General features: G+C 65.9%; 19 protein-coding genes (1 of these 19 cut by a window edge). 7 read left to right on the top strand and 12 right to left on the bottom strand.

The annotated features are described in order from the left end of the window. Positions 1-20: 20 nt before the first annotated feature. Positions 21-698: a RadC family protein gene (radC, locus tag AC1PLU_RS20770; protein ID WP_006448983.1), complete on the bottom strand. Its 678-nt coding sequence runs from the start codon at positions 696-698 to the stop codon at positions 21-23. A 96-nt stretch (positions 699-794) separates the two neighbouring features. Between radC and coaBC the strand changes: the two genes are divergently transcribed. The 3 genes from coaBC to AC1PLU_RS20755 are packed head-to-tail and all read left to right on the top strand — an operon-like array spanning position 795 to position 4,879. Then, positions 795-2,054, top strand: coding sequence for a bifunctional phosphopantothenoylcysteine decarboxylase/phosphopantothenate--cysteine ligase CoaBC (coaBC, locus tag AC1PLU_RS20765; RefSeq protein WP_481107123.1), 1,260 nt, complete (start codon positions 795-797; stop codon positions 2,052-2,054). Next, positions 2,051-2,518 (top strand): dUTP diphosphatase, encoded by a 468-nt coding sequence (gene dut / locus AC1PLU_RS20760; RefSeq protein WP_481107122.1) that lies wholly within the window; start codon positions 2,051-2,053, stop codon positions 2,516-2,518. Before coaBC ends, dut begins: the two co-directional genes overlap by 4 nt. A gap of 12 nt (positions 2,519-2,530) precedes the next feature. Next, positions 2,531-4,879: a phosphomannomutase/phosphoglucomutase gene (locus AC1PLU_RS20755; RefSeq protein ID WP_481107121.1), complete on the top strand. Its 2,349-nt coding sequence runs from the start codon at positions 2,531-2,533 to the stop codon at positions 4,877-4,879. A 151-nt stretch (positions 4,880-5,030) separates the two neighbouring features. On the opposite strand, the gene AC1PLU_RS20750 is transcribed toward AC1PLU_RS20755, so the two are convergent. The 9 genes from AC1PLU_RS20750 to pyrE form a co-directional block, all read right to left on the bottom strand. Beyond that, positions 5,031-5,564 (bottom strand): transposase, encoded by a 534-nt coding sequence (locus tag AC1PLU_RS20750; RefSeq protein WP_481107120.1) that lies wholly within the window; start codon positions 5,562-5,564, stop codon positions 5,031-5,033. A gap of 259 nt (positions 5,565-5,823) precedes the next feature. Then, positions 5,824-6,165: a lipid-A-disaccharide synthase N-terminal domain-containing protein gene (locus AC1PLU_RS20745; protein WP_039816706.1), complete on the bottom strand. Its 342-nt coding sequence runs from the start codon at positions 6,163-6,165 to the stop codon at positions 5,824-5,826. Then, positions 6,165-6,887: a glycosyltransferase family 2 protein gene (locus AC1PLU_RS20740; RefSeq protein WP_481107119.1), complete on the bottom strand. Its 723-nt coding sequence runs from the start codon at positions 6,885-6,887 to the stop codon at positions 6,165-6,167. Before AC1PLU_RS20740 ends, AC1PLU_RS20745 begins: the two co-directional genes overlap by 1 nt. 134 nt (positions 6,888-7,021) lie before the next feature. After that, positions 7,022-7,987, bottom strand: a complete 966-nt coding sequence (locus tag AC1PLU_RS20735; protein WP_481107118.1) for an NAD-dependent epimerase/dehydratase family protein — start codon at positions 7,985-7,987, stop codon at positions 7,022-7,024. Positions 7,988-8,086: 99 nt separating this feature from the next. Beyond that, positions 8,087-8,395, bottom strand: a complete 309-nt coding sequence (locus AC1PLU_RS20730) for a helix-hairpin-helix domain-containing protein (RefSeq protein WP_043907425.1) — start codon at positions 8,393-8,395, stop codon at positions 8,087-8,089. A 34-nt stretch (positions 8,396-8,429) separates the two neighbouring features. Next, positions 8,430-9,359: a ParB/RepB/Spo0J family partition protein gene (locus tag AC1PLU_RS20725; protein WP_023905462.1), complete on the bottom strand. Its 930-nt coding sequence runs from the start codon at positions 9,357-9,359 to the stop codon at positions 8,430-8,432. Continuing rightward, positions 9,359-10,156 carry a ParA family protein gene (locus AC1PLU_RS20720; RefSeq protein ID WP_023905461.1) on the bottom strand — a complete coding sequence of 266 codons (798 nt, stop codon included), beginning with the start codon at positions 10,154-10,156 and terminating at the stop codon, positions 9,359-9,361. The genes AC1PLU_RS20725 and AC1PLU_RS20720 overlap by 1 nt, the downstream gene beginning before the upstream one ends. Positions 10,157-10,271: 115 nt before the next feature. Then, positions 10,272-10,952 carry a hypothetical protein gene (locus AC1PLU_RS20715; protein WP_023905460.1) on the bottom strand — a complete coding sequence of 227 codons (681 nt, stop codon included), beginning with the start codon at positions 10,950-10,952 and terminating at the stop codon, positions 10,272-10,274. A 22-nt stretch (positions 10,953-10,974) separates the two neighbouring features. Next, the gene (gene pyrE, locus AC1PLU_RS20710) at positions 10,975-11,634 is read right to left on the bottom strand and encodes an orotate phosphoribosyltransferase (protein WP_481107117.1); all 660 of its coding nucleotides are present in this window, start codon (positions 11,632-11,634) and stop codon (positions 10,975-10,977) included. 127 nt (positions 11,635-11,761) lie between these two features. Between pyrE and AC1PLU_RS20705 the strand changes: the two genes are divergently transcribed. The 3 genes from AC1PLU_RS20705 to AC1PLU_RS20695 all read left to right on the top strand — a co-directional run bounded on the left by AC1PLU_RS20705 (position 11,762) and on the right by AC1PLU_RS20695 (position 14,214). Then, positions 11,762-12,562, top strand: coding sequence for an exodeoxyribonuclease III (locus AC1PLU_RS20705; protein WP_006448970.1), 801 nt, complete (start codon positions 11,762-11,764; stop codon positions 12,560-12,562). Positions 12,563-12,632: 70 nt separating this feature from the next. Continuing rightward, on the top strand, positions 12,633-13,928 hold the full coding sequence (locus AC1PLU_RS20700; RefSeq protein WP_481107116.1) for an AmpG family muropeptide MFS transporter: 1,296 nt from the start codon (positions 12,633-12,635) through the stop codon (positions 13,926-13,928). A gap of 58 nt (positions 13,929-13,986) precedes the next feature. Then, the gene (locus tag AC1PLU_RS20695) at positions 13,987-14,214 is read left to right on the top strand and encodes a hypothetical protein (RefSeq protein WP_023905456.1); all 228 of its coding nucleotides are present in this window, start codon (positions 13,987-13,989) and stop codon (positions 14,212-14,214) included. 263 nt (positions 14,215-14,477) lie between these two features. On the opposite strand, the gene AC1PLU_RS20690 is transcribed toward AC1PLU_RS20695, so the two are convergent. Next, complete coding sequence (locus AC1PLU_RS20690; protein WP_481107115.1) at positions 14,478-15,620, bottom strand: anhydro-N-acetylmuramic acid kinase; 1,143 nt, start codon at positions 15,618-15,620, stop codon at positions 14,478-14,480. Positions 15,621-15,694: 74 nt separating this feature from the next. Next, on the bottom strand, positions 15,695-17,113 hold the full coding sequence (locus AC1PLU_RS20685; RefSeq protein ID WP_168959548.1) for a M23 family metallopeptidase: 1,419 nt from the start codon (positions 17,111-17,113) through the stop codon (positions 15,695-15,697). A 170-nt stretch (positions 17,114-17,283) separates the two neighbouring features. On the opposite strand from AC1PLU_RS20685, the gene tyrS reads away from it, so the two are divergent. Then, positions 17,284-17,603 carry the 5' portion of a tyrosine--tRNA ligase gene (tyrS, locus tag AC1PLU_RS20680; RefSeq protein ID WP_481107114.1) on the top strand. The gene runs 892 nt beyond the window's last position, so 320 of the gene's 1,212 nt are visible here — the first part of the coding sequence; its start codon is at positions 17,284-17,286; its stop codon lies off the right edge, out of view.

Below are 17,603 nucleotides of genomic sequence, written 5' to 3'. Positions count from 1 at the left end.
TTCAGGTCACCGCCGCGTTGTCATTCCAGCCAGCCGCGCTCGGCCAGCGACACCGGGCGGCCGTCGCCGATCACGAAGTGGTCGAGCAGGCGGATCTCCACCAGATCCAGTGCCTCCAGCAGACGTTTGGTAACCGCGCGGTCGGCCTCGGAGGGCTCCGGGTTGCCGGACGGATGGTTGTGCCCGACGATCACGGCCGCTGCATTGTGCAGTAGCGCCCGTCGCACCACTTCGCGCGTATGGATGTCGGCGCCATCAAGCGTGCCGGTGAACAATTCCTCGAAGGCGATGGCGTGATGTTTGGTATCCAGGTACAGCACCGCGAACACCTCGTACGCCTTTGCACGTAGTCGCTGCGAAAAATAGCGGCCGACGCTGGGTGGGTCGCTGAGCGCTTCGCCGCGCTCCAGCTCGCTCATCAGGTGACGGTGTGCCAGTTCCAGCGCCGCGTTGAGCTTGCAGGCCGAGGCGGGCCCAAGGCCGGGAAGGCGCGCCAGGGCCGGGGCCGGGCGATCCAGCAGCACGCGCAGCGGGCCGTGGCGAAGCAGCAGATCGCGCGCAGTGCGCACCGCGTCCTGGCCGCGCAGACCGGAACCGACAAAGATCGCCAGCAGCTCGGCATCGGATAACGCAGTCGCCCCGCGCGCCAGAAGTTTCTCGCGCGGGCGTTCGTCGGTGGGCCAGTCGTGAATGTGCATATGGCGAGATTGCCGGTGCTCATCGCTCACGCCTATCAGGCCAGGCGGGGGCATCGGCTAATCTAGTTGTCCTTGTAACCGTAGGACGACTCCGACGTGATCGGCTCCACTCAGGCCCGCCCCCTGGACGGACAGCGCTTGCTGCTGTGCGTCGGCGGAGGCATTGCCGCTTACAAATCGCTCGAACTGGTCCGTCGCCTGCGCGACGCCGGCGCGCAGGTGCAGGTCGCCATGACCAGCGGCGCACAACAATTTGTCACCCCGCTCAGCTTCCAGGCGCTGTCCGGGCAGCCCACCCGCACCACCTTGTGGGACAGCGCCGCCGAGCAGGCGATGGGACATATCGAACTGGCGCGCTGGGCCGATCAGGTGATCGTCGCCCCGGCCACCGCCGACCTGCTGGCGCGTCTGGCGCATGGCCTGGCCGACGACCTGGTCACCACGCTGTGCCTGGCCACCACCGCGCCGCTGACCGTGGCTCCGGCGATGAACCACCGCATGTGGCTGCATCCGGCCACCCAGGCCAACGTGGCGACCCTGCGCACACGTGGCGTGAGCGTGATCGGCCCGGACGACGGCCCGTTGGCCGAAGGCGAATCCGGCCCCGGCCGGTTGGCCGAGCCGGCGGCGATCATCGCTGCGCTGGTCGGCACCGCCGCGCCTGCGGCCTCCAGGAGCGTAGCTGCGCCGGCCTTCGTGCCCGGCAGCGCGCAGCTGGACGGCTTGCGCATCGTGATCAGCGCCGGCCCGACCTTCGAGGACCTGGACCCGGTGCGCTACGTCGGCAACCGCAGCAGCGGCAAGATGGGCTATGCCCTGGCCGCCGCGGCTGCCTACCAGGGCGCCGAGGTGGTGCTGGTCAGCGGCCCGGTGCATCAGACCACTCCGGCCGGCGTGCAACGGATCGACGTACGCTCAGCCGCGCAGATGCGCGATGCGGTGCTGGGCGCGTTTCCGGCCGACATCTACATCGGTGCCGCCGCAGTGGCCGACTACACCCCCAAACGGGTGGTCGCGCAGAAGATCAAGAAGACCGGCGAAACGCTGACCCTGGAACTGGTGCGCACCCCGGACATCCTGGCCGAAGTCGCCGCGCAGACCGGCGCACTGAAGCTGGTGGTCGGTTTTGCGGCCGAAACGCACGACGTGGAGCACTATGCGCGTGGCAAGCTCGCCGCCAAACGGCTGGACCTGATCATCGCCAATCAGGTGGGGATCGAAGGCGGCGGCTTCGAAAGCGACAACAACGCTGCCATCGCCTATTGGCAGGGCGGCGAACGCGCCTTCCCCAGCAGCAGCAAAACCGAATTGGCCGAGCAACTGCTGGCCCTGATCGCGGAGAGATTGCAGGCATGAGCCACCCAACCCAGTCCGTGCAAGTGAAGTTGCTCGACCCGCGCTTCGGCGACATGTGGCCGTTGCCGGCCTATGCCACCGAAGCCAGCGCAGGCATGGACCTGCGCGCTGCGCTGGAAGCGCCGATGACGCTGGAACCGGGAGATGCGGCGCTGATCCCCAGCGGCATCGCGATCCATCTGGCCGACCCGCAGCTATGTGCGGTGATTCTGCCGCGTTCGGGCCTGGGTCATCGCCACGGCATCGTGCTCGGCAATGGCACCGGCCTGATCGATGCCGATTACCAAGGGCCGCTGCTGATCAGCACCTGGAATCGCGGCCGTGCCGCCTTCACCATCGAGCCGGGCGACCGCATCGCGCAGCTGGTGATCCTGCCGATCGTGCGCGTGGGCTTGCAAGTGGTGGATACTTTCGTCGACAGCGCGCGGGGAGCGGGTGGATTCGGCCACACCGGCGTGCGCTGACGGGGGCGTCATATGAGCAAAGCGAGCGAGCGCAGCCAGGCCGCGTCCGGCATGCGCACGAGTGGTCCGGTGTTGGGGGGCGTGTTGTTGCTGCTGGCAGCCTGGTTCGGCTGGAGCGGCTACGCGCAATGGCGCGAAGATGCGATGACGCAGGACCTCGAGCAGGCGCGCGACCGCGCCGTGCAGGACGTCAGCCAGGCCATGGCCAAGCAGGCCAGCCAGCTCGACGCCGTGCTCAAGCAGCCGCAGGTCATCACCGCGTTGGCCAATGGCGATGCGCTCGCCGCCGCTTCGGCCATCCGCGAGCGCTTCAAGGGCGCCGAAGACGTGCAGGTACTGTCTGGCGATCTCACCGCTGCCTATGAAAATCCCAAGGACTTCGGCTATGCGCGGCTGAGCCTGCTCGAGTCGGCGCTGGTCGGCAAACGTGCGCAGGTGCATGTGGTGCGCGACGCCAAGCAGGTCCGCCTCGGCGTGGCGGCAGCGGTGACTTTAGGTACGCAGCCGGCCGTGGCGTATGCGCGCCTGCCGCTGTTGCGGTTGACCGGTCCGCTGGATGCGATCGCAGTGCCCGGCAGCGCCTATCTGGCATTGCGCCAGGGCAGCTACAACGTCGCCGAGCAGGGCGATACCGGGCTGGCCGACGCCGCCGAAACGCTGGCCAGGCCGCTGGGCGACAGCGGTCTGCGCGTTGCCGCCGCCGTGCGACAGAGCGACAGCGGCCCGTTGGGTCTTGGCGCAGTTGGCTGCGCGATCGTGGCGTCGCTGTTGCTCGTCATCGCCGTGCTGTTGGTACTCGCCAGCCGTGGCCGCGTCGCCTTGCCGCGCCGCCGCGTGGCAAGCGAATCGACTGCCGACGAACCTACCTTCGGGCAAAGCCTGCAACACGATGCCAGCGTCGCCAGCCAGGCACGCGCGCTGGACCAGGACGCCGCCGCATCCGCGCCGCCCGCCCTGGTGCCGGCGGTGCAGATCGCCACCGAGATGTTCCGCGCCTATGACATCCGCGGCGTGGTCGGCAAGGACTTGAATCCTGGCGTTGCCGCGCTGATCGGTCAGGCCATCGGCAGCGTGATGCAGGCGCAGGGCCTGCGCGAGGTGGTGGTCGGCCGCGACGGGCGCCTGTCGGGCCCGGAGCTTGCCAACGGCCTGATCGAAGGCCTGCGCCGCGCCGGCTGCAGCGTGATCGACATCGGTCTGGCACCGACGCCAGTGGTGTATTTCGGCGCCTACGAACTGCGCGCCGGCAGCTGCGTGGCGGTGACCGGCAGCCACAATCCGCCCGACTACAACGGCTTCAAGATCGTGATCGGCGGCGAGACCCTGTCGGGCGCGGCGATCACCGACCTGCACCAGCGCATCAACGAAGGCCGCCTGCACACCGTAGCGGTGCCCGGCGAACTGGAACAGCGCGACATCAGCGATGCCTATATCCAGCGCATCGCCGACGACGTGCAGCTGGACCGCCCGATCAAGGTGGTGGTGGATGCCGGCAACGGCGTGGCCGGCGATATCGCACCGCGACTGCTGGAGGCGATCGGCGCCGAAGTCATTCCGCTGTACTGCGATGTCGATGGCACCTTTCCCAATCATCACCCCGACCCGAGCGAGCCGCACAATCTCGACGATCTGGTGAACATGGTGCAGCGCTTCGATGCGGATATCGGCGTGGCCTTCGATGGCGATGCCGACCGTCTGGGCGTGGTCACCAAGGATGGCGCCATCGTGTTTCCCGACCGCCTGCTGATGCTGTTCGCCGCCGACGTGCTGCAGCGCAACCCCGGCGCGCTGGTGATCTACGACGTCAAATGCACCGGCAAGCTGTCCGACTACGTGTTGCGCAATGGCGGCAGCCCGTTGATGTGGAAGACCGGGCACTCGCTGATCAAGTCCAAGATGCGCGAGACCGACGCCGAACTGGCCGGCGAGATGAGCGGACACTTCTTCTTCAAGGAACGCTGGTACGGCTTCGACGACGGCATCTATGCCGCCGCGCGCCTGCTGGAAATCCTGGCCCAGCGCGAGGAAACCCCGTCCGAAGTACTGAACGCGTTGCCCGAAAGCGTATCCACGCCGGAGATCAAGGTGCCGGTCGACGGCGATGCGCATGCGCTGGTGGCGCGCTTTGTCGAGCGCGCGCAGGCCAGCGAAGAATCGCCGTTCGAATCGGCGCGGCTCTCCACGATCGACGGATTGCGTGCGGACTTTACCGACGGCTGGGGCCTGGTGCGTGCCTCCAACACCACGCCGATCCTGGTGCTGCGGTTCGAAGCCGACACCGAGGCTGCATTGAACCGGATCCGTGCGTTGTTCCGCAGCGAATTGCAGGCCTTGCTGCCAGAGCATCCGTTGGCGTTTTAATCGACGGGTGAGTGATAGGCGATTGCTCTGCCGGCATGGCGGCAGAGCAGGTGGTGAGCAGCAGTTGCCGATCCCGTTGCGCTCGACGCTGACAGGTGTAGAGGATCACTTGTACGTCGTGCTCGAGCCCTGCAGACCCAAGCGATCACGATCACGCGCCTCCTAAACCTGCCATGCATAAGCGATCATCCGGCGCCGGAATGGCGGCGTCGTTCCCGGCGTCGTCGTGCAACAACCAGATCGCGTCCCAATACGGATACCCACCGATCTGCTCGGCCAGTCCCGCACGCAACGGCAACGCGACCAGCGAGCGCGCGAACTGGCGGTGATCGGCCTGCAGCGGAAGTGCCGACGCCTGCATCTGCGGCTGCCACACCGTTCCGCCACGGCCACGCGCGCGATTGACCGCCTGGCCAGCCGCCTGTCGCGCGACAACAGCCATCTGCAGCAGCGCAGCCTTGCCCGGTGCCTGCAGCAAGGCGCACCAACTGTCCGGCAGCAGCACCCAGCACAGCAGGCGCGCACCATGCCAGTGACCGGCCATCGCAAGGCTCGCCGCCGCCGCACGCGCGCAGCGCCAGTCCGCAAACAGCGGAACCTGTTGATGCGTCTGCAAACGCAGATGCCAATGCGCCGCAGTGGGCGCTGGCATGGAGACGGGGCGATGAAGCAAGGCGCTGGACATGACCCCAAGCATGCCGATGGCGTTAGCGGAGCGGCATCGGCGATGCGCGTCATCTCAGGTCGGTAACCATCGCAGCGCGATGTACGAACAAACGCATTGACTCTCGGATATCGCGCGCCTGGCATTATCCACTGCAGAGTAAAGCCGATGCAGCATGCTCCATCAGCTCAGTTGCGCAGCCAGCATCACCTCAAACGCCTGAAGACTGGAGCACCAGTGCCGCACTAGCGACTCCCAATCCCGACTCCCCAATCCCCGCTCAATGCACCGCCCGATCCCGCTTCCAGCCGCGATGCTTCACATCCAGATACAGGCTGTAAAACGCGGTAAACGCCGGAAACAGGTTCTGCAGCACGCCCACCGAATCCTGCTTGGCCGAGAACACGAAGTAGCTCAGCGTCATCAGGCTGCCGACCACGCTCATGTACCAGAACATGCGCGGAATCACCGGCTTGCCGGCGCGCTTGGAGGCGACGAACTGCACCAGCCAGCGGCCGCCGAACATCAGCGCGCCCACATAGCCGATCAGCTTCCAGCCGGTGACATGCAGCCCGGTCCAGTACAGCCAGGTCAGCGGTTGGTCCAGCCAATGCAGTTCCATCAGCGCTCCTGCACCACGGTGCGCTTGCTGCGGGTGATCAACCAGGCCACGCCGCGCAGGTCGCGGATGCCGACCAGCGCGCGATTGAGGTTGTTGTACTTGGACACGCCGGCAGTGCGATGGCGGTGATGCACCGGCACGCTCACCGTGCGCCAGCCGGCGCGCTGCATCAGCGCAGGCAGATAGCGGTGCATATGGTCGAAGTAGGGCAGGTCCAGAAACGTCTCGCGCTCGAACAGCTTGATGCCGCAGCCGGTGTCGGGGGTGTTGTCGTGCAGCATGCGCGAGCGGATCGCATTGGCCCACTTGCTGGCCCAGCGCTTGGACCCCGAATCCTGGCGATTGACCCGCCAGCCGGCGAACAGCTTCACCTGTGTCTCGGCGCTGGCACGCGCGGTCAGCAGTTTGGGAATGTCGGCCGGGTCGTTCTGGCCGTCGCCATCGAGCGTGGCGATCCAGCTTGCGCGCGCCGCCTTGACGCCGTTGCGCACCGCCGTGCTCTGGCCGCTCTGGGTGACGTGATGCAGCACGCGCAGTTCCGGCGTGGTGGTCTTCAGGCCTTGCAGCACCGCCAGCGTATCGTCGCGCGAGTGGTCGTCGACATAGACGATTTCGAACGCCACCAGCCCGCGCAACGCAGCGACGATTTCGCCAACCAGCGCGGCGACGTTATCGCGCTCATTGAACACCGGGACGACAACGGAAAGCTGAGGTTGGCTCATGGATTCGTGGTGGCCAGATGAAGGCTGAGCGAAAAAGATCGCGCATTGTGCCCTGACTGTCTGAGTCAGGCATGAAGCGAACGTGCGTTGTGCGCGGTGGAGCGAATGGAAAGCGGCCTGTAGCGTGTTGGATGCTAAGCGCGATCGCCGAAATAGCGGCGGCACCAGTCCACCACCTGCGGCAAGCCGCGCTCCACCGGGGTGGCCGGCTCGAAGCCGAACGCGGCCTGCGCGCGCTGCGTATCGGCCATGGTGCGGACCATGTCGCCCGGCTGCATCGGCCGGTAGACCTTCTCGGCCGGGCGGCCGGCCGCCTGCGCGATCACGTCGATAAAGTATTCCAGCTCCACCGGGGTGTGGTTGCCCAGGTTGAACACCCGGTGCGGCACCGGCTCGCCGCTGGGCGTGTCCAGGGCGCCCAGCACGCCGGCCACGATGTCGTCGACGAAGGTGAAATCGCGCTGCATCTTGCCGTGGTTGAACACCTCGATCGGCCGCCCCGCCAGCACCGCGCGGCTGAAGATCAGCGGCGCCATGTCGGGCCGGCCCCACGGCCCATACACGGTGAAGAAGCGCAGGCCCGTCGCGCGCAGGCCGTACAACTGCGCGTAGGTGTAGCCCATCAGCTCATTGGCGGCCTTGGTCGCCGCATACAGCGAGCGTGGCTGGTCCACGCGCTGGTCTTCGGAGAACGGCGGGGTCGCCGAGTCGCCATACACCGAGCTGCTCGACGCATACACCAGATGCTGCACGCCCCGATGCCGGCACAGCTCCAGCATGTTGACGAAACCGACCAGGTTGCTGTCGACGTAGGCGGATGGATTTTCCAGCGAGTAACGCACCCCGGCCTGCGCGGCCAGATGCACCACGCGCGTGGGCTGGATCTCATCGAACAACGCGGCCAAGCCATCACGGTCGGTCAGATCCCGCGTGCGGATGTCGATGTCCGGGCACAGCACCGCCACCCGGTCGCGCTTGAGCTGCGGGTCGTAGTAGCTGTTGTAGTTGTCCAGGCCCACCACCGTCTCACCACGCGCAGCCAGCGCGCGGCAGGTGTAGGCACCGATGAAACCGGCAGCGCCGGTCACGAGAATGGTCATGGAAGTTGTCCTGGAGATTTTTAGTGGCAAAAGGGAGGCGAAAGGCGACGCTAGACCACTCTGAAGCGCTTCCTGGCGACGTTCGCTCACCCATCGCACTCACCCCATGCTGAGCGGTGCTTCGCTGGCCAGTTTGGCTTTGCGTTCGGCACTGAACGACCACCACGGGCCCGGTGCCTCGCCTTCCATGAAACGCACGATCGACAGGAACACATCGATCACGCACGGATCGTGCAGCACACCGGTGCGCAGGCATAGCTGCGCGTACATGTCGTAGGCATCGCGGCCGCGCAGCTGCGCGGGCACACGGATGCCGATCAGACGCAGATCCTTTTCGCAGGCCGGCCCGACGTTCGGCAGGTCGGTCAGACACAGCAGATGATTGCGATCGACCTTGGCGGGATGCATAGCCGGAATGATCCTCTTGCGCGGGCGCAGGAACTCAGCTGCGCTGGGCGCGTAAACGTTCCAGCACGCCATCCAGCGTGTCCAGGTCGGTGTAGTGGATCACCAGCTTGCCCTTGCCGCCGCGGCCGTGGTTGAACACCACCTTGGTGCCCAGCGACTCGGACAGCTCGGTTTCCAGCGAGGCGATGTCGGCCTGCGGTGCGGCGGCTGCTGGTTTGCCCTTGCGCAACGATCCGGGCACCTTGCCGGCGGCGAACTGCTGCGCACGGTGTTCCACCTCACGCACCGACCACCCCTGGTCGGCTGCTTCCTGCGCCAGCTTGCTGGCCAGTTCCGGCGCCAGGGTGAGCAGCGCACGCGCATGGCCCATTTCCAGACGGCGGGTTTCCAGCAGCACCCGGATCGCCACCGGCAATTCCAGCAACCGCAGCAGGTTGGACACAGACGCACGCGAGCGGCCCACCGCACCGGCGGCCTCGGCATGGGTCAGCGAAAATTCGTCGATCAGCCGCTGCAGCGCCTGCGCTTCTTCCAGCGGGTTGAGATCTTCGCGCTGGATGTTCTCGATCAGCGCCATCGCGATGACGGTGCGGTCGTCCAGCTCGCGCACCACCACCGGCACCTCGGTCAGCCCGGCCAGTTGCGAGGCGCGCCAGCGGCGTTCGCCGGCCACGATCTCGAACTGCCCCGGCGCCAGCTCGCGCGCCACGATCGGCTGGATCACGCCCTGGGCCTTGATCGATTCGGCCAGCTCGGCCAGCTTGACCTCGTCCATCTCCTTACGCGGCTGGTACTTGCCCGGCTGCAACTGGGTGACCGGCAACTGTCGCAAGCTGTCGCCCGGCTGCAAGGCGTCTTCGCTGGCTGCGCTCGGCGCCGCTGCGGCTGCTGCGCCCTTCGGTCCCAACAGCGCTTCCAGGCCGCGGCCCAGACCACGCTTCTTTGCGGGGATCGGCTTGCTCATCAAACGGTCTCCACGGGCCGGTAGGCCTTGTTGCGATCGTTCTGGCGGCGCACGATCTCGCCGGCCAGCCCCAGGTACGCCACGCCACCGCGCGAGGTGCGGTCGTACCCGAGGATGCTCTGGCCATGGCTGGGCGCCTCGGCCAGGCGCACGTTGCGCGGCACGATGGTGCGGAACACCTTGTCGCCGAAATGCTGGGTCAACTCGGCCGACACCGCATTGGCTAGGTTGTTGCGGATGTCGAACATCGTGCGCAGCACGCCTTCGATTTCCAGCGCCGGATTGAGGTTGGCGCGCAGCGCCTCGATGGTTTCCAGCAAGGCAGTGAGTCCTTCCAGCGCGTAGTACTCGCACTGCATCGGCACGATGATCGAGTCGGCGGCGGTCAACGCATTGAGCGTGAGCAGCGACAACGCCGGCGGGCAGTCGATCAGGATGAAGTCGTACTCGTCGCGGATCGGCGCCAGGGCGCGCTTGAGCCGCTGTTCGCGCTCGCTCTGATCCATCAGCTGGATCTCGGCGGCGGTCAGGTCGATGTTGCCCGGCAGCAGGTCGAAGCCTTCCGGCGCGGTCACCCGGATCTCGGCAGCGGTGTTTTCGCCCAGCAGCAGGTCGCAGGTCGAGGCGGCCACATCGCGCTTGTCGATGCCGCTTCCCATGGTGGCATTGCCCTGCGAGTCCAGATCCACCAGCAACACACGCTTGGGCGCGCGCGCCAGGCCGGCCGCCAGATTGACTGCCGTCGTGGTCTTGCCGACGCCGCCTTTCTGGTTGGCAATGGCGATGATCCGGGCCATGCGGGAGAGCCTCGTGGGCAAGGAGTAAGACCGGCCATTATGCGGGCAGGGCGTCGGATCGGGAAATGCCGCCCGCAGCAGCGCGCCGCACCGGCGGGAATGACGGCTGCGCCAGTCAGCCGCTCGGCGAAGTGCCGGCCGGCGGCTCCTTCATGGCCCGGTAGCGCAGCAGGATGTCGGCGATTTCGCCGTCCAGTGCCACCCGTTGCTGCTCGAAGCTGGTCTGCAACCGCAATTGCGCCATCAGCTCGCGATGGCGCTGCTGGATATCGCCGGCCAGCTTGTCGGCAACGGCTTGACCGGCCAGTTCGCGATCACCGGCAGTGCGCAGCATGCTGGCCAGCCCCTCGCGCAGGCTGGTCACATTGAAGCGCGCGGTGTGGATGTTGTTGTCCACGATGGCGATGCGCTCATTGAAGACACGGCGCAGGTCGTCCTCGTTTTGGTAAGACATCAACATCGCCTGATCGGTACGCTGGCGCATCTGCTCGGCGGCCAGATCGGCCTGGCGTTGCTGCTCGCTGGCCGCGGCGGCGGCACGCTCGTCGCTGCTCATCGCGCGCTGCACCTCGGCGCTGCGCATGCCGCTCTTGACGTTGAATTCGTCGCGCGCCTGGTTCACCGCCTCCGGCGGCAGCGTGTCGCTGCATACGCGGGCGCCGTTCTGGTTCCAGCAATACAGCTTTTTCGCGGCCGGTTTGTCCTGCGCACTGGCGGGCGCGGCGGCGATCGTTGTCGCAACGACAGCTGCCGCCGCAGCGGCGAGTAACGCCAAACGGATGTGTATCGGCATCATCGCAGCCCCCTGTCGCCTGCCGTCAGCCTGTGGTGTCGGTGCCGTAGCGGCCACGATAGGCCAGCAGCGGTTCCCGGAAGCCCACAAGGTCGGCGTTTCCTGCCGCAAAAGCAAGCAAGTCGCCCAGGTTGGCCACCGCAATCACCGGGATGCCGGCCTCGGCTGCCACCGCCTGTGCGGCCGAGCGGCGATCCTGTTCGGAGGCGATCTCCTGCCGGTCCAGCGCCACCACGATCCCGGACGGAGTGCCGCCCGCGCCGCGGATGATGCCCAAGGCCTCACGGATTGCGGTGCCGGCGGTGATCACATCGTCGACGATCAAGACCTTGCGCCCCTCAAGCGGCGCACCGATCAGGCTGCCGCCCTCGCCATGCGCCTTGGCTTCCTTGCGGTTGAACGCCATCGGCAGATCGCGCCCGCGCCCGGCATAGGCGCAGGCGAGCGCGGTCGCCAACGGGATGCCCTTGTAGGCCGGCCCGAACAACAGATCGAATCCCACCCCGGCCGCATCGATCGCATCGGCATAGCACTGCGCCAGCTGCGCAGTCTTGGCGCCCGAATCGAAGCGACCGGCATTGAAGAAATACGGGCTGAGCCGCCCGGACTTGAGCGTGAACTCGCCAAAGCGCAGGGCATCGGCGCCCAAGGCCAGCTGCAGGAAACGGGTGCGGTGGTCGGTCATGGTTAGGAGATTGGGGACTGGCAATTCGGGATTGGAAAGCATAGCGGGTCCTACCTTGCATCATCCGCTGATGCGGTACGCTTTCACGCATCTCCAATGTCCATTCCCGAATCCCGGCTCTTCATCTATGCGCATCATCAGTTTCAACGCCAACGGCCTGCGCTCGGCCACGACCAAGGGCTTCTTCGAGTGGTTCGCCACCCAGGACGCCGACGTGCTATGCGTGCAGGAGACCAAGGCTCAGGAGCATCAGCTGGCCGGGCCGAAATTCCTGCCCACCGGCTACAAGGCCTGGTTCCGCGACGCCAGCACCAAGAAGGGCTACAGCGGCGTGGCGATCTACAGCAGGCATGAGCCCGACGAAGTGCGCACCGCGCTGGGCTGGCCCGAGTTCGACGAAGAAGGCCGCTATATTGAGGCCCGCTTCGGCAACCTCAGCGTGGTGTCCTTCTATATTCCGTCCGGTTCGTCGGGCGAGTTGCGCCAGGGCTACAAGTTCCAGGTGATGGAATGGCTGCGGCCGATCCTGGACGAGTGGCTGGCCAGCGGCAGGCAGTACGTGCTGTGCGGCGACTGGAACATTGTGCGCACCGCTTTGGACATCAAGAACTGGAAGTCCAACCAGAAGAATTCCGGCTGCCTGCCTCCCGAGCGCGACTGGCTCAATGGCCTGTGCGCCGACGCCCCGGAAGAAGCCAACGCCGCCAACGGCCGCGGCTGGGTCGACACGTACCGCGTGCTGCACCCCCAAGGCGAGGATTACACTTGGTGGAGCAACCGCGGCGCCGCGCGCGCCAACAACGTCGGGTGGCGCATCGACTACCAGCTGGTCACCCCCTGGATGCGCGACAAGCTGCAACGCTGCGCGATCTACCGCGAACAGCGCTTCTCCGACCACGCCCCTTACATCGTGGATTACGCGGAGTGAGCCAGAAACCAACATTGGCTTCCGAAAGGCAAGGCCGGCGTCTCGCCGGCACCGCTCCGGGCCTGCACCCATGACCAAGTCTGCATCCAATTACAAAGGCTGGCGTGGCATCCGGCACGCCTTCGCCACGCCATCGGCGGCGACCATGGCGCTGCTCGGTTTCGGCAGCGGCTTGCCGTTTTTGTTGATCGCCTCGCAGACCCTCTCGACCCGACTGCGCGATGTTGGCCTGGACCTGGGCAGCATCGGCCTGATCAGTCTGGCCAGCTTCTTCTACTTGCTCAAATTCCTGTGGGCTCCGTTGATCGACCGCTATGCGTTCCCGCTCACCGCGTTTCTGGGGCGTCGTCGCTCCTGGCTGCTGGTGGCGCAGATCGGCGTCACCATTGGCCTGTTTGCGCTGGCATTCTCGCGCCCGGACCTGAGCGTGACTGGTCTGATTGGCTGGGTCTTGTTCGCCTCGTTCTGGGGTGCCACCCAGGACTCGGTCGTGGATGCCTACCGCATCGAAATCGCCCCGGATGCTGCGCAAGCCGCGCTCGCGGCAACCTACACGCTGGGCTATCGCATCGGCCTGATCCTCGGCGGCGCGGGCGCGCTGTACATGGCCGAATATCTCGGTTGGACATGGGCGTACGTAGGCATGGCGGCGCTGATGCTGCTGCCGATCGCCACCACCTTGCTGTGCCGTGAGCCCGACCACCCCGAGGCCACGGTGGTGCGCCGCGTCGATGTCGCCGGTGCGTTCTGGCAGCCGATTTCCAGTTTCTTTTCCAGCAATGGCCTGACGCTTGGGATCGTGCTGCTGCTGTTCGTGGGCTTGTACAAGTTCCCCGACCAAGTCATCGGCGTGATGGCCGGGCCGTTCTATTTGGACTCGGGTTTCACCAAGGCCGATATTGCCACCGTCTCCAAACTGTTCGGCGTCTGGATGGGTATTGTCGGCGCCTTCGCCGGCGGTGCGGCGTTGGCTGCGTTCGGTTTCCGTCGCATGCTGCTGGTCGCGGCCTTGGGCGTGGCGCTTTCCAACCTGGCCTTCCTGCTGATGGCGCACAATCCCGGCAAGCTGTGGGCGTTCTATGCCGCGCTCAGCGCAGACAATCTGTTTCAGGGCTTCGCCGCCACCGTGCTGGTGGCTTTCATGTCCTCGCTGACCGACCGCAACTTCACCGCTACCCAGTACGCCTTGCTGGTCTCGCTGGCAAACCTGCCGGGCAAGTTCGCCGGTGGCGTTTCCGGTTTTCTGGTCGAGGCAACCTCGTACAGCACCTTTTTCATTCTCAGCGCCCTGACCGTGATCCCCACCCTGGCACTACTGGCCTGGCTGTGGCCGCGCCTGCTGGCGCACGATGGGCGGCCGGATTGAAACGTCCGCCAAGGTTTCCGATGATGCCCGCGGGGCAGCGCAATGTGCGAGGCAAGGCATGACCGATCTGGTATTACGTGACATCGATCCATTGCTGGTAGACAGGATCCGTCGCATCTCCGTTGCACGCGGCTGGACCCAGCACCAGGCCGTGATGCATCTGCTCGAACAAGGCCTGTTCGCCAGCGAATACGAAGTCACCGGCGGCCTGCAACACCCGGAAGTCGATGCCCTGGCCGAAGCGATCGCTGCCCTCAAGGCGCTGCCGGCGGGAAATCATCCCTAGCGCTGCACGTCGCTCCGCCAGCGCTGCCTCGCGTGTGAATCCACCCGGAGCGACGATCGACGATGGTGTGCAAGTGCGGATGGCTCGGTCAAAAGCCATGCACATTGCCGAGAAGGGCTCAGGCTACGGCGCACTCGCCGGCTAGACCGCACACATCATCGCCACACCTGATTAGTTGAGCGCTGATGAGAGTCGCCAGACGCAAGGGAGAGCATTTAAAGAAGCGAGGCCGGTGGCATCCGGATCGAGCCGATGCAAGCCGCTTACGCCGGATAAATCGCCCCCAACAATCGCGGCCCCGCCGCCCCGGTTACCGACGGTAGATTTGCCGCACGCCCCGCGATCAGCTCCGCCGCCAACCACGCAAACCCCATCGCCTCCAGATAATCCGGATCCAGCCCATGCTGCGCGCTGGATTCCACCACCACGCCCGGCAACCGTGCCGCCAATCGCGCCATCAACACCGGATTGCGCACCCCGCCACCGCACACCAGCACCCGGCGGGTGTCGGGCTGCAGCCGCAACAACGCATCGGCGATGCTGGCCGCAGTGAGTTCGAGCAGCGTCGCCTGCACATCGGCCGCAGCCAGCGCCACGTTTCCTAAGGACTGCATCGCCTGCAACGCCCAGGCCAGATGAAACTGCTCGCGCCCAGTGCTCTTGGGCGGCGCCAGCGCAAACCACGGGTCGGCCAACAACGCCTGCAGCAGCGCGGCATCGACCTGCCCACTGGCAGCAAATACCCCATCGGCATCGAACGGCGTGCCGTGCTGCTGCTGGCACCAGCTATCCAGCAACGCGTTAGCCGGGCCGGTATCGAAGCCCAGCACCGCGCCATTGCGCGGGATCAATGTCAGGTTGCCGATGCCGCCCAGATTGAGCACTGCACGGTCTTCGTCGCCCACGCCCAGCATGGCCAGATGAAACGCCGGCATCAACGGCGCGCCCTGACCACCGGCAGCCACATCGCGACGGCGGAAATCGGCCACCGTGGTAATGCCGGTGTGCTCGGCAATCCGGCTGGCATCGCCAATCTGCCAGGTGAAGGCCGGATCGGCCTTGGGTCGATGCCGAATGGTCTGCCCATGCGAGCCGATCGCCCGAATACGCCCACGCGCAATACCGCTCTGGCGGATCAATTGATTGGCGGCGGCCGCAAACGCCAGCCCCACCTGCGCATCCAGTTGCCCAAGCGCATCGATGGCGATCACTTCGGCGCCCTGGCCCAGCATCACCAGCGTCTCGCGCAGCTGCGGCTCCCAGGCCACCGTCGTGCCGGCAACCAGTTCGCAGCGGCGGTGGCTGTCGTCTTCGAAGCGCACCAGCGCGGCATCGATGCCGTCGGCACTGGTGCCCGACATCAGGCCCAGGTAAAGCGGGGATTCCAGGTGTTCCAGAGCAGACATGCCAGAGCCAGTTGCGCAGCGATCCAGCAGCTTGTGCAGCCGGGGCAGGGGCCGTCAACCGGCCCCGCACCCACTCAACCGCGCGGCTTGCCCTTGGCAGGCTTGGCGGCGTCGGCGTAGATCAACTTCTCCATGCCTTCGATACGCGCCAGCGCCGGCGCCGTCTGCGCACGGAATGCGGCCAGCTCGGCGCCTTGCAACGGTTCCGGCGGCGGCATGGTCACCGACATCGGGTTGCGCTGCTGCCCGGCTACGCGGAATTCGTAATGCAGATGCGGGCCGGTCGCAAGACCGGTCATGCCGACATAGCCGATCACCGTGCCCTGGTTGATGCGCTGCCCCGCCTTGACCTTGCCGAAGCGCGACATGTGCCCGTACAGCGTGCTGAAATTCCTGCCGTGATCCAGGATCACCACATTGCCGTAGCCGCGCTGGGTGCCGACAAACACCACCCGCGCATCGCCGGCCGCCATGATCGGCGTCCCCGACGCTGCCGCGTAATCCACACCTTTATGCATGCGCATCGTGCCCAGCACCGGATGCCTGCGTGCGCCGAAGGTCGAACTGATGCGGCTGTAAGCCACCGGCATACGAATGAAGCTCTTTTTGAGCGGCCGGCCGGTGATGTCGAAATACTCGGCCGGCTTGCCAGCACGCTCGAAGCGGAAGCCGGTGTAGGTCTTGCCGCCGGTGGTAAAGGTCGCCGCCAGGATGTCGCCGGTGTTGATCCGCTCGCCCTCGCGCCAGGTCTCGTCCATCACCACGCTGAAGCGATCGCCCGGCTGCAGATCCTTGTCGAAGTCGATGTCGTATTTGAAGATCTCGTCGGTCATGATCGCCACTGCCGCCGGCGACAGGCCCGACTTGCCGGCCGAGGCGTACAGCGAGCTGCTGATCTCCCCGCTTGCCACCACTGTGCGCGTGGTCGTCGCTCGCTCGGTGACGTTCTCGCGCACGCTGTCGCCCAGCAGACGCAGCTCCACACGGTGGCTGTCGTCGCGGTCGAAGCGCAATGCGCGCAGCTCGCCTGGCGTGGGCATATCGAAGGCGATCTCGGCGCCCGGGCGCAGCTTGGTCAGCGCCTCCTTGGTGCCCGGATGCGCCAGCACCTGGTACATCACCGTGGTCGGGATTCCCAACTCGCCGAACAGGGTGCTCAGCGTCTGGCCCGACTTGACCTGCACGATTTCCCAATCGGTACTCGGCGCCAGCTGCTTGCGGCTCGGCACCAACGGCGGCAGCGGCAAAGCCAGTGTGGAATGGCTGGACAGCGGCGTATCGATGGCATTGGAGAAGCCCGGCACGATCGTGGCCACCAGCGCACCGATGGTGGCGAACAGGCTGGCGTGGATCCAGTGACGGCGCGTCCATTGATCGTTGAACGCGGCCGGAAGATGGGCCTTGAGCTTGCGATGCAGGGCAGTGTCGTGGAGGACGTGGAGGCGTTCTTGAAAGCGCCGCTTGCGTGCACGGCCCTGCTCTGAGTTCTGCATCGTTCAAATTCCTCGCTGGCTCGAAGTGCGAGCCCAATCGCCGGTACCATAGACAGCCTGTAACAGCGCGTCAAACCATTGAGCCTGTTCAACATTTTCATTTGGCGCGGAATTAACCCGCGTTTAACATCGTTCACGTTTTTGACGGCAAGCGCCGCTGGAGTCTGTGGTTGGCCACTATCGAAGAATCCCTCGCACTCATCGGCCGCGGCGCCGAAGAGATCCTCAAGCTCGATCAGCTCGAAGCGCGCCTGAAGTCGGGCGTGCCACTGCGAGTAAAGGCCGGGTTCGATCCCACCGCGCCGGATCTGCATCTGGGCCACACCGTGCTGCTCAACAAGATGCGGCAGTTCCAGCAGCTCGGGCACCAGGTGATCTTCCTGATCGGCGACTTCACCGGAATGATCGGCGACCCCAGCGGCAAGAACGTCACCCGCAAGCCGCTCAGCCGCGAAGACGTGCTGGCCAACGCGCATACCTATGAGGAGCA

The sequence above is a fragment of the Xanthomonas sp. NCPPB 2933 genome (genome assembly GCF_056725225.1).
Note: the sequence above shows the minus strand (reverse complement) of the source record. Positions and strands in the feature narration are given on the sequence as shown.

Coding starts and splice junctions, on each gene's coding strand:
- radC (WP_006448983.1), bottom strand. CDS start 698: ATGCACATTCACGACTGGCCCACCGACGAACGCCCGCGCGAGAAACTT.
- dut (WP_481107122.1), top strand. CDS start 2,051: ATGAGCCACCCAACCCAGTCCGTGCAAGTGAAGTTGCTCGACCCGCGC.
- AC1PLU_RS20755 (WP_481107121.1), top strand. CDS start 2,531: ATGAGCAAAGCGAGCGAGCGCAGCCAGGCCGCGTCCGGCATGCGCACG.
- AC1PLU_RS20750 (WP_481107120.1), bottom strand. CDS start 5,564: ATGTCCAGCGCCTTGCTTCATCGCCCCGTCTCCATGCCAGCGCCCACT.
- AC1PLU_RS20745 (WP_039816706.1), bottom strand. CDS start 6,165: ATGGAACTGCATTGGCTGGACCAACCGCTGACCTGGCTGTACTGGACC.
- AC1PLU_RS20740 (WP_481107119.1), bottom strand. CDS start 6,887: ATGAGCCAACCTCAGCTTTCCGTTGTCGTCCCGGTGTTCAATGAGCGC.
- AC1PLU_RS20735 (WP_481107118.1), bottom strand. CDS start 7,987: ATGACCATTCTCGTGACCGGCGCTGCCGGTTTCATCGGTGCCTACACC.
- AC1PLU_RS20730 (WP_043907425.1), bottom strand. CDS start 8,395: ATGCATCCCGCCAAGGTCGATCGCAATCATCTGCTGTGTCTGACCGAC.
- AC1PLU_RS20725 (WP_023905462.1), bottom strand. CDS start 9,359: ATGAGCAAGCCGATCCCCGCAAAGAAGCGTGGTCTGGGCCGCGGCCTG.
- AC1PLU_RS20720 (WP_023905461.1), bottom strand. CDS start 10,156: ATGGCCCGGATCATCGCCATTGCCAACCAGAAAGGCGGCGTCGGCAAG.
- AC1PLU_RS20715 (WP_023905460.1), bottom strand. CDS start 10,952: ATGATGCCGATACACATCCGTTTGGCGTTACTCGCCGCTGCGGCGGCA.
- pyrE (WP_481107117.1), bottom strand. CDS start 11,634: ATGACCGACCACCGCACCCGTTTCCTGCAGCTGGCCTTGGGCGCCGAT.
- AC1PLU_RS20705 (WP_006448970.1), top strand. CDS start 11,762: ATGCGCATCATCAGTTTCAACGCCAACGGCCTGCGCTCGGCCACGACC.
- AC1PLU_RS20700 (WP_481107116.1), top strand. CDS start 12,633: ATGACCAAGTCTGCATCCAATTACAAAGGCTGGCGTGGCATCCGGCAC.
- AC1PLU_RS20695 (WP_023905456.1), top strand. CDS start 13,987: ATGACCGATCTGGTATTACGTGACATCGATCCATTGCTGGTAGACAGG.
- AC1PLU_RS20690 (WP_481107115.1), bottom strand. CDS start 15,620: ATGTCTGCTCTGGAACACCTGGAATCCCCGCTTTACCTGGGCCTGATG.
- AC1PLU_RS20685 (WP_168959548.1), bottom strand. CDS start 17,113: ATGCAGAACTCAGAGCAGGGCCGTGCACGCAAGCGGCGCTTTCAAGAA.